8 protein-coding genes are annotated in these 10,730 nt (G+C 60.0%); 6 read left to right on the top strand and 2 right to left on the bottom strand.

What is annotated here, in order from left to right; all coding sequences use genetic code 11:
* Window positions 1–11: 11 nt before the first annotated feature.
* The 6 genes from COW1_RS01195 (at window position 12) to COW1_RS01170 (ending at window position 9,585) form a co-directional block, all read left to right on the top strand.
* Window positions 12–1,694, top strand: a complete 1,683-nt coding sequence (locus COW1_RS01195; protein ID WP_201345182.1) for a hypothetical protein — start codon at window positions 12–14, stop codon at window positions 1,692–1,694.
* Between the two features lie 171 nt (window positions 1,695–1,865).
* Window positions 1,866–5,582, top strand: a complete 3,717-nt coding sequence (drmA, locus tag COW1_RS01190; protein ID WP_201345181.1) for a DISARM system helicase DrmA — start codon at window positions 1,866–1,868, stop codon at window positions 5,580–5,582.
* Entirely contained in the window at window positions 5,579–7,426 is a 1,848-nt protein-coding gene (gene drmB / locus COW1_RS01185) for a DUF1998 domain-containing protein (protein ID WP_207161338.1), read from the top strand. The genes drmA and drmB overlap by 4 nt, the downstream gene beginning before the upstream one ends.
* Complete coding sequence (gene drmC, locus COW1_RS01180) at window positions 7,419–8,195, top strand: DISARM system phospholipase D-like protein DrmC (protein WP_201345179.1); 777 nt, start codon at window positions 7,419–7,421, stop codon at window positions 8,193–8,195. Before drmB ends, drmC begins: the two co-directional genes overlap by 8 nt.
* Entirely contained in the window at window positions 8,196–8,666 is a 471-nt protein-coding gene (locus COW1_RS01175) for a very short patch repair endonuclease (protein ID WP_201345178.1), read from the top strand.
* 91 nt (window positions 8,667–8,757) lie between these two features.
* On the top strand, window positions 8,758–9,585 hold the full coding sequence (locus COW1_RS01170) for a three-Cys-motif partner protein TcmP (protein WP_201345177.1): 828 nt from the start codon (window positions 8,758–8,760) through the stop codon (window positions 9,583–9,585).
* Window positions 9,586–9,593: 8 nt separating this feature from the next.
* On the opposite strand, the gene COW1_RS01165 is transcribed toward COW1_RS01170, so the two are convergent.
* Together COW1_RS01165 and COW1_RS01160 are read right to left on the bottom strand one after the other, a co-directional pair.
* Window positions 9,594–10,340 (bottom strand): DUF5131 family protein, encoded by a 747-nt coding sequence (locus COW1_RS01165; protein WP_201345176.1) that lies wholly within the window; start codon window positions 10,338–10,340, stop codon window positions 9,594–9,596.
* Between the two features lie 13 nt (window positions 10,341–10,353).
* Window positions 10,354–10,689 carry a helix-turn-helix transcriptional regulator gene (locus COW1_RS01160; protein ID WP_201345175.1) on the bottom strand — a complete coding sequence of 112 codons (336 nt, stop codon included), beginning with the start codon at window positions 10,687–10,689 and terminating at the stop codon, window positions 10,354–10,356.
* Window positions 10,690–10,730 lie beyond the last annotated feature (41 nt).

The raw sequence follows: 10,730 nt of genomic DNA, 5'->3' as shown, positions 1-10,730 counted from the left end.
GGGGGGTAATCATGGGAGACTGGAAAGAACAACTGCGGAAAATCAAGCGGGTTATGCTGGGTGGGACGTCGACCGAGCCCGGGAAACGAGACGCCCGATCCGACAATCCCGAAAAGCCGTCCCCGAAACGTACCGCATCTCGTCACGATACGAATTCCACCAGTGCGGTCGCCAAGCCCACCGGCCAGCCCTCCAGGGATTCAGGAACAAACTCGCAGACACCCAGAACGGTGACGAAGGGAGATGCGAGATCGACCGTATCGAGTGGTGGCGAACCGTCATCCTCGGCGCGATCGAAGCCTCAGGATCGGGAAACGAACCTGCCGGTTTTCCGGCCTCGGATCGATCTGAAGCATCCCCTCACGATGCCGGACTGGGTCGAAACCGGGCGGTCGTTACAACACCCCGATCACTCGGGTAACGGACCGCCCATGGTCGTGAGGATGGGCGTCGATTTCGGTACCGCCTTCACGAAAGTGGCGATCCGGGCCGGTGTCGACGTGGTCCTGGTCGACTGGTCTGCAGCGAGCGGCGACGAGTCCCGAATAGGCCGCTACGTAATGCCTGGCGTAGTCTGTCGCACACCGGCCGGAGAGTATTGCTGGCGGCCGACCGAACGGCAGGATGTCCATGGCAATCTCAAGCTTCCCGTTATCGAAAACGCCGCCACCGACGACTGCCCTATTGCCACCTTGGCGTTCCTAGCTCTCGTCATCCGATACGCCAGGGCGTTCCTGTACCGACATCCCGAAGTCGGACGGAAGCTGCCGACCCGAACGCTTCGTTGGGAGCTCAACATCGGATGTCCAACGGAACCACACGAAAGACCGGAGGTCGTCGAGACCTTCCAAAAGATCGCTCGAACCGCCTGGCGACTCGCGGATACGGATACTCTGCGCGAAGTCGATATCGCCTCTGCATGGCGGGACACGATGGGGGATCTCGGTCTCGAGGCTGAGCCAGGCGTCACTCCGGAGTTCGTGGCGCAGATCGCCGGCTACCTGCGATCGCCCCAAGTCAACGAAGGCCTGCACGCCTTGGTCGATATCGGCGCGGCGACTGTCGACGTCGCGACGTTCAACGTCGTGTTGCCGACCGATTTCGACTCATTGCCACGGATTCCGATTTTTTTCTCGGCCGTCAAATCGCTAGGTACTCACTATCTTTCCCACAACCGGTACTCACGACTTGGCATGGAACCCACCTGGGACGACGACGCCCCGGTCGAGCCGGCCGATGAAATGGCGAAACGACTGGGCAGACAGCTCAGCGAAATCGACGCACTCGATGGGGAGTTCACGAACAAGGTATCGAGGTGCATTACGGCGGTGATCGATGGCACCCGTACCAGCCGACGTGGAGACCCGAGAAGTGAGGCATGGAAAGAAGGATTGCCCATCTTCGTCACCGGTGGTGGAGCGGCTTGCGAACTCTATCGTCGGGCCATCGAAAAAGCGCAAGACGCGGTGAAAAGCAAGATGGGTCCAAACAGGCGCTTCCGATTCATCGAATTGGATTCGCTCAGTCCAGCGTCACGACTCTCCGGGGACGAAATCGGCACCAGGGTCACGGTAGCGATCGGTCTCACGGAGGATGCGGACAACATCGCTCGAGTGGTTCCGCACCGCGATATCAAGCCAATAAGCCATTCCAGAGTAGAGCGAGTGGATCACACCGAGATCTACGGCGATTGAGGATCCAGAATTATGGAACAAATAGAACGAAACGAATCGATATCCGGTGGAAGTGAAGCACCTAACGCGTGGCTCGTCCGGGCCAGTAAAGACACACTCTTCGACCACTATTCCGTAAGAGTCCATGGCGATGGTCGGAACTATGGAGCCATATCGGAAGGCGACGGCTTCATGATCGTCGACGAGACGGCTGGGGGTACCGTCGCTTTCGGGCGTGTCTATCGTGTGAGGGCCACACTCGACGAGGTCACCTTCTTCTTCGACGGCGTCGAACGGCTTTCCCCTCCCATGGACCCCGGCGGCCTAGGTGTCACCCTACCCGCCTCGACAGCCGCTATCACCCGGCTCGACTGGCCGGTCTTCTCCGGCGCCCTGAGGACGGCCGCCGGTATCGAATTCTCGACACTTCCCGTGCTCCCCGGTGACACGCCCCAGGAACAGGCCTACGTACGCGAACTCCTGGAACTGGCGACGATGGATGACCTGCTGGGCCCCGCCGGTGGACCGTTCGAGGAGATCGTGGAAATGAGCGTGCGCGACCGGTACCTGGTCGGCAAGATCGCGCCACTGGATACGGCCGTGCCGGACGATCAGGTGGAAGACCTATCCGATGCCGCGGGTCCGGATGGCGACGGCGGAGACCGGGAAACGGACGCCACCACGAACCAGTCGCTCATGCCGTCGTCCGTCGGGTTGACATTCTGCGTGGACGGAAAGGTCGAGTCGTTGGAAATCGAGGCGCGCTGGGGGCGCTACGAACGCGGCGAGAGCGAGCTGCACATGAACGAGGAAACGGGAAAACCTTTGCGCGCCTGGAAACGAATCCCCTCGGGTGGACGGACAGCCCTCTCCATGCGGGAAGGCGTGATCGATCCGCTGTCGTTGGATACCTCCAACCCGGAAGTCGTCGTGCAGGGGACGATCCGACCGCCACTGGAAAACGGCGATCGTCTGGTGACGCTCTTCCTGGTCAACACACAAACACGTCAGGAAGAGAACCAGGATGCCGCGTGGACCTTCCAGCCGGAACTGATCGTCCGCGATCCGAAAATGAGGCCTGTATTCCTACGCAAGCCCTTGCTTTGGGGAAAAGGTGCCGACCCGGAAAGAGAGGCACTGGAGATGATCTACCGCAAACGAGTGGAATTCGCGGTCGGTCACGGGGTTTCCGTACACGCTCGAACGGCGAAGAGCGACGTCGAACGCGCCGTGGAAGTTCGGACCGTCGTACTGCCGCGATACGAAGTGGCGGTAACGGAAACACCGGGAACCGCTCAGGACGATCGACCGGCGATGCGACGCATAGTCGAGGAAGGCTGGTTGGACATGAAGTCGCTGGCGGACATGGAACGGGCGCGCCTGGTCGAGGTGCTGTCCCTGCTCACGGACGATTACGGAGTCTGGATTGCAGAGCAACGGGATCGCATCGGCAAAGATGTAGTCGGATACGATTCTTCCGCGGCTGAGGCGTTGGATCGATGCGGAGAAGTATTGAATCGTTTGCTTGAAGGCGTGAACGTGCTCGGCACCGACAACGACGCGCTGGAGGCGTTCCGTTTCGCCAATCGCGTGATGGCCGCCCAACGCGTCCGCAGCATCTATTCGTTGGAACGGCGCCGCGGAGGCGCGCCAGATCTCGCCTCTCTCGACATCACCGCAAACCGATCCTGGCGCCCTTTTCAGCTCGCCTTCATCCTGCTGTCCATACCGGCCCTCGCCGATCCGACGCACCGCGATCGAACCGAACCGCTGGAAGCCTACGCCGACCTCCTGTGGTTCCCGACCGGCGGCGGCAAGACGGAGGCCTACCTGGGTGTGGCGGCTTTCACCATGGCGATCCGCCGTCTGCAGGGGAATCTCGGCGGCCTAGACGGGGGGCGAGGCCTGGCCGTAATCATGCGTTACACGTTGCGGCTCCTGACCTTGCAGCAGTTCCAGCGCGCGACGGCGCTGATCTGCGCGATGGAGGTACACCGTCGAAGCGATCCGGAGACCTGGGGCACCGAGCCGTTCACCATCGGTCTCTGGGTCGGTCAGCGTGTGACGCCGAATTCCACCGAGGAGAGCCATCAAGCCATCGAGAAAGAGCGCGACGGCAGGTACGGGAGCGGATCGACACCGGCGCAGCTCACCAACTGTCCCTGGTGCGGTTCGGAGATAGCTTCCGGCCGCGACATCCGTGTACATCGTGACGTTGGAAGGACCACGATCTACTGTGGCGACAAGCTGGGCCGCTGCGATTTCAGCCATGCCAGATCCAAAAATCTCGGGTTGCCCGTGTCGGTAGTGGACGACGAGATCTATCGTCGCCCACCCAGCATGATCGTGGCTACCGTCGACAAGTTCGCGATGATGGCCTGGCGGGGACAGGTCCGTAACCTGTTCGGCAAGGCGACTCAGGAATGCCCGCGGCACGGCCTGCTCTGGCCGGAGGCCGACTGTACCGGAAACCACCAGAAAAAAGGATTCCTGCCACCGACACATGTTCGTTCAATAACGCCGATTCGTCCGCCCGATCTGATTATCCAGGACGAGTTCCATCTGATCAGCGGCCCCCTCGGAACCATGGTAGGCCTCTATGAAACCGCGGTGGACGAACTCTCCACTTGGTCGATGGACGGAAATGCGATCCGTCCCAAAATCATCGCCTCGACGGCCACGGTGCGCAAAGCCGCGGAACAGGTCAACGACGTGTTCCTAAGGCGGGTGTCGGTGTTTCCGCCACACGGCCTCGACGTCGAGGACAATTTCTTTTCCGTCCAGAGACCGATAACCGACAAGCCCGGCCGTCGCTACCTGGGCATCTGTTCACCCGGTAGCTCGAGGCCAGCGGTGCTGATCCGTGTCTACGTGGCGCTCCTGACGGCGAGCCAGGCCCTTTTCGATCGCTTCGGTCAAGCGGCCGATCCATACATGACGGCCGTTGGATACTTCAACTCGTTGCGCGAACTCGGAGGGATGCGTCGGCTGGCAGAGGACGACGTTCAGGCCCGTGCCTTCCGTGTACTGCGGACACGTACCGCCCGCCCCGGCCTTGCGCAACGCTCGGTCGACACGATCGACGAACTCACTTCACGAGTGCAGAGTCGCGACATTCCCACCAAGCTCGACCGACTCGAGGTGAAGTTCAAACCCGTCTGGCAGAAAGGAGAAACTCGCGCCGTCGACGTCGTGCTGGCGACCAACATGCTTTCTGTGGGTGTGGACGTCAACCGCCTCGGCCTCATGGCGGTGAACGGTCAGCCGAAGAACACGGCGGAATACATCCAGGCCACCAGCCGTGTCGGACGAGCCTCGCCGGGTCTCGTGTGCACCGTGTTCAACTGGGCCCGACCACGCGACCTCTCACACTACGAGACTTTCGAGCATTATCACGCGACTTTCTACAAACACGTCGAGGCACAGTCCGTGACACCCTACGCGCCGCGCGCCCTCGACCGAGGGCTCACGGGTGCGATGGTGAGCCTGATTCGACTGACCGAGAACGACCTGAATCCCAATCTCGGGGCGGAACAGATGAACAGCACCGGCCGCCCGGAGGTCGGCAGGACCAGAAGGACGATATCCGATCGAGCCTGGATGGTCACCGACCGGAAACCGGTCCGAGACCTCACGGAAACGATGGTGTCGGATCGATTCGATCGCTGGGTGAAGGAAGCATGCAAAGGTGGCCGCAGGCTCGGTTACGAAACGGAGCGACGCCAGGGCGACGTCGTGGCACTGTTGAAGAAACCCGGTGTCCAGGTTTGGGACGAACTGACGGTTCCCATGTCGATGCGTGAAGTCGAGCCGGGTGTCCAGCTGGTGATGGACGAAGCCAGATTGCCTGATCCACCCGCCTGGAGGGTCAGAGTGAGGAACGACGCCGGAGATGGAGGTGATTCATGAGCGGTATCCCGGTAGGACAGGTGAGACCGAGCCAGATTCTCTGGACATACGGTCCGGGTGCCTTGGTGGACCTTCCCAATCTTTCGGTAGTCGTCATGGGATTGGAGCGATGGGATACCGAGCGCTGCCTGCCCGTGAACGAGGCACGGTTGCTAGAGGCGGTCCGAAGGGTCGTGGGTCCTCAGGTGGAACGGCTACGCATGCCACCATTCCTGAAGGAAGAAGGTGCGAGTCCGTTCTCGGCCGAGGGTCGAATCGGGGTCCCCGTCAGACCTTTCCCCCGCTGGCTCAGATGCACCAGGTGTCAGCTACTGGCGGAATACGACTCCGGTCTGTTCGAAATCAAGGCGCATCCTTTCCGGACGGATCGGACCCATTTCGTGCACACGAACTGCGAGAAGCGGGCGAACTCGCCTGTCGTGCCGGCACGCTTTCTCCTCGCCTGCCGGAACGGTCATCTCGACGATTTTCCCTGGCACTGGTTCGTGCACGGCGGATCGTCCGAATGCAAGGGTACCCTACGCTTCGTCGAACGCTCGGCTTCGCTGCAGACGGCAGATCTGATGGTGAAGTGTGACTCGTGCGGTGCCACGCGCCCCATGTCCCTCGCGTTCGGCTCGGAAGGGCGCGAACACCTGCCCGCCTGTCGCGGACGACATCCCCATCTCGACCGTTACGAAGAGTGCGACGCGGATCCGCGGACAATTCTGCTCGGCGCCACCAATGGCTGGTTTCCGGTCACGCTCTCGGTACTGTCGATTCCATTGGGCGACGACAGGCTGTCACAGCTAGTACTGGAGGGATGGGAATACTTCGCTGACGTCGAATCGCCGGAAGAGTTGAAAGTCGTCGTGAAGACACTGACCAAGAGCGGAAGCCTACCGGGGATCGAGCGGTACGACGCACAGGAAGTGTGGAAGACGATCCAAGACCTGCATGCCGGCACGACGGGCGCCGTGGTGGTCTCGGAAGGGGACATTAAACAACCGGAATGGGACGTACTGACAGACCCTTCCCCGCCTGAGGATTGGCCTCATTTCCTGAGTAGAAAGAGCGAAGTCCCGACACAGTTCGGCGACCTGCTCGAGGAGGTTCTACTACTGGAGCGGTTGCGAGAGGTAAACGCGCTGATCGGTTATACGCGCGTGGAGGCACCGGAGGAGACGACCGATCCGGACGAGCGCCCTCCCATGGCCGACCTGAGCAGGCACAAACCGGAATGGATACCTGCGTCCGAGGTGCATGGCGAAGGGATTTTTATCCGTTTCCGGGAGGACGCTGTCAGGGCATGGGAAGGGAAGCCGGCGGTCGCGGAGCGGGACAGGATGCTTCTCGCAGGCCACCGAGCCTGGCGTAGCGCGCGTGGCCTGGCGCCCGATGAAGGATATCCCGGCAATCGCTATGCAATGTTGCACACTTTCGCCCATCTCCTCATACGTGAACTGGCTCTGGAATGCGGTTACAACGCCGCCAGTATCCGCGAACGTATCTACGCGAGTGCCGATCCGACTTCATCCATGGCGGGCGTTCTCCTATACACCGCCGCCGCGGATTCCGACGGTACCCTGGGAGGTCTCGTGGAATTGGGCAAACCGGAGAACCTCGGACGTCTGATCGAACATGCACTGATCCGTGCCGGCATTTGCTCATCGGACCCATTGTGCTCCGAGCACGATGCCGCAACGGACAAGTCGCTTCATGGGGCCTCATGCCACGCATGCGCGTTCGTTGCCGAAACGTCATGCGAACGCGGAAACCGCTATCTCGACCGCGCTTTGCTGGTTGGCACGTTCGATTGCCAAGATGCGGCGTTCTTCCCGTCACCAGGCAGCAGCGATGAATGACCTATGGCGAGTGGTCGCCGAACTCGGTCTTGAACTGCATCCACAACGTATGGTGGCGATTGCCGAGAAAATCGCGTCGTTGCGGTCGATCGACGAAATCGGCTCCATAAAATCGAGTTTCGGTCCCAATGCCGATCCCGACTTGATCTGCCGCTTGGAACGAGCTTGGCGGGAAACGGCGGAAATAGGCCCTCGGGAACTCTCGGCCGCCCTCAAGTGTGCCTCTGCGACATCCGAACTGGCTTCGAGCCGTGGGTCCATCGAACTCGTGTGGACAGGCCCGTCGACCGGTCTGGTACCGGTCCGACACACCGAACAGGTGCTCTGTGAGGTAATCGATTCGGCCAGATACAGACTCTTCTTGGTCAGCTTCGTCGCGTACGATGTGCAATCGATCGCGAAGGCCCTGCGTGGCGCAGTGGGCCGACAGGTTCAAGTGGACGTGTTGCTCGAAACGTCCAGTGCCCACGGCGGCTCGGTATCGTACGATTCAGTGAAAGTGATGAAAGAGTCAGTGCCGTCGGCAAACATCTACGTTTGGAAGCCTGAGAACGAAAATACCGCACTTGGGTATGCCAGGAGGGCGGTACACGCGAAGTGCGCCGTAGCGGATGGCGCACTCGCCTTCATCACGAGCGCCAACCTGAGCACCGCCGCAATGGAACGGAACATGGAACTGGGTGTCATGATCAAGGGTGGTTCCCTTCCCGACAACCTCGACCGCCATCTGGACGCGTTGGTCAACACTGGAATCGTCGAGACGGTCTGAATGGATACGGTGGACAAGGCTGTACGGTCCCGGATCATGGCGTCCGTCAGGCAGCGCGATACCGGACCCGAAATGCGTCTACGGAGGGCATTGCACCGTCTCGGCCTCCGATACCGGCTGCATGACCGAAAACTGCCGGGTTCGCCGGATCTAGTGTTTCCGCGATTCAAGGCCGTGGTATTCGTGCACGGTTGCTTCTGGCACGTGCACGGTTGCAAGTATTCGACGACACCAGCGTCCCGTAAGGAGTTCTGGGCGGAGAAGTTCGCGGCAAACAAGGCTCGCGACCAGAGGAACGTCACTTTGCTACTCGCCGACGGCTGGCGCGTGATGACCGTATGGGAGTGTGCCCTGAAGGGCAAACGCGAGTATCCCGAGGAAGCGGTGGCGATCCGGGTCGCCAACTGGCTGAGAGGAACACGCCATAAGGGAGAAATAGGAGGTTCTCCAATTTTAAGGCGGTTTACATGAGTCAATCGGCTGCGCCGATTCGATTTCAGAGCAAAGTGAACCAACCACCAAGCCATCAAACGGTGAGCTTTATGACCGAGGATTGAGAAGCATGGGAAAGTTGATCGAGGGAGACGATGGATTGCCGGCCGAAGATGTCGGTGTGTGGGCCAAGGAGAAGCATGACTACCTCTGCAGATATATCGATATCTCACGTGCCGTGCGTTCGGGATGGCTTGGCATCGGCAAGGCAGGGGCGACGTTCATAGACCTGTTCTGTGGTCCTGGCCGATGCAAGGTACGAGAGACAGGAGAATGGATCGATGGTGGTGCCGTCGCAGCATGGAAGAAAAGCCTTGAAGCTGGTACTCCATTCTCACAGGTCTTCATCGGTGACCTCGACGAAATACGACGAGAAGCTGCCGCCGAACGCTTGCGGCGACTGGGCGCGCCTGTCGCCGTGGTTACCGGGACAGCAGCACATGCTGTTCAGCAGATAGTCCCCGGGCTGAACCCATACGGACTTCACTTTGCATTTCTCGATCCGTTCAACCTGGAAGCGCTCGATTTCGGGATTATCCGAACACTATCCACACTGAAACGGATCGACATACTGGTTCACGTCAACCAAATGGATCTCCAGCGCAACCTCGTGACGAATGCGACATCTGAAGAATCAGCGTTCGATTCTTTCGCCCCGGGATGGAGGGACAAGGTTGATATAGCTCAAGGGCACCAGGAAGTCCGGCAACAGGTATTTAAGTATTGGCGAGATCTGGTGGCGAGCCTAGGCGTCTGGCCGTCGACCGAGATGAAGTTGATCCGCGGCAGCAAGAATCAACCCCTCTATTGGCTATTGCTTGCTGCGAAGCACGAGCTTGCGCACAAATTCTGGGCTGCAGCATCCAATGTCGATGGGCAGGGGAAGTTCGATTTTTGATCGCTGGACTACAGGACCGGATGAACGCTCGGGTATGCGTCCCACGTACGTCCCTTGAAGGTTCGCCCATTCGCCTTCTTATGTCGCTTCACGCCGTCCGCACCCCAGCCGCCCCACTGCTTGAAGAAAAAGGCTGCACCCGCGGCATCGGCCTGCTCTTTGACATTAGCTACCCATTCTTCGCGCATGGGCCGCGCTTTGTGCCCGGACTCCCCCCCGACTATGACCCAGTGGATATCTGTGAGATCCAGTGTACCGAGATCCTCCAGCAACGGCTCGACCGACAGGAACCGGATGTGCGCATCGACCTGACGTAGATGGTCGATACGCGGCACACCGTACTTCCGGTCTTCTACGGAGACGCCGAGCCAGACGTTCTGAGGGCAATCCCTGTCTCTGAAGTACTGCGGTAGCCGGTCTCCCCGCTTCGTGAGAATCTGATAGGTATGCTGCGGGGTTTTCCGGATCACGGAGAAGACCCGGTCCAAGAACTCGTCTGGGATGTCCTCGTGGAAGAGGTCACTCATCGAATTCACGAAATACACAGTGGATTTCTTGCGCCGCAGGGGCTGTTCGAGTCGCTCCGGATGCAAGGCCAGATGGAATCCATTCTGATATCCCGCTGCCCCCATGGCCTTGAGGCGACGCGCCATCACCTCGGCATAGCAATGCTTGCAGCCAGGGGATATCTTGGTGCAACCCGTTGTTGGGTTCCAGGTCTGCTCAGTCCACTCAATCGTCGATTGCGTTGCCATAGTAACCTCCATCCTATCTTGATGTCGGACTCACTGCACGAGCCTGCGCGTGTTCGCTCGCCAGCGTGTCGATAAGTCTCGCAAGCGCGAGACGAACTTCGCCGAGATCCGAATTTGCGAGTTCAGTCAGCACCTTGGCCGCGAGTTCATCGGCAGTCGGCGCGGTCTCGACGCCTCTTGCATGCACAAGACGCATACAGTGCTCGATCACCTTGACCGGGGGGCTCGCCCGTCCGCTCTCATAGCGGCTCACCATTGACTGTCCGACGCCGATTTCTCGGGCGAAGTCCTTCTGACTACGGCCGTTTCGTGCCGTGCGAACCAATTCAGCCACAGTGGTGATTGCCACGAACGGATTCCCGTATTGATGCATATTATACATAATATAGC

Origin of the sequence: Thiohalobacter sp. COW1, from assembly GCF_016629505.1 — a bacterium.
Lineage (GTDB): Bacteria > Pseudomonadota > Gammaproteobacteria > Thiohalobacterales > Thiohalobacteraceae > Thiohalobacter > Thiohalobacter thiocyanaticus_A.
The sequence above is the reverse complement of the archived record's forward strand: the minus strand, read 5'-3'. Positions and strand labels throughout refer to the sequence as shown.

Bases quoted from the DNA above. Each gene is read 5' to 3' on its own strand.
- COW1_RS01195 (WP_201345182.1), top strand. From the start codon at position 12: ATGGGAGACTGGAAAGAACAACTGCGGAAAATCAAGCGGGTTATGCTG.
- drmA (WP_201345181.1), top strand. From the start codon at position 1,866: ATGATCGTCGACGAGACGGCTGGGGGTACCGTCGCTTTCGGGCGTGTC.
- drmB (WP_207161338.1), top strand. From the start codon at position 5,579: ATGAGCGGTATCCCGGTAGGACAGGTGAGACCGAGCCAGATTCTCTGG.
- drmC (WP_201345179.1), top strand. From the start codon at position 7,419: ATGAATGACCTATGGCGAGTGGTCGCCGAACTCGGTCTTGAACTGCAT.
- COW1_RS01175 (WP_201345178.1), top strand. From the start codon at position 8,196: ATGGATACGGTGGACAAGGCTGTACGGTCCCGGATCATGGCGTCCGTC.
- COW1_RS01170 (WP_201345177.1), top strand. From the start codon at position 8,758: ATGGGAAAGTTGATCGAGGGAGACGATGGATTGCCGGCCGAAGATGTC.
- COW1_RS01165 (WP_201345176.1), bottom strand. From the start codon at position 10,340: ATGGCAACGCAATCGACGATTGAGTGGACTGAGCAGACCTGGAACCCA.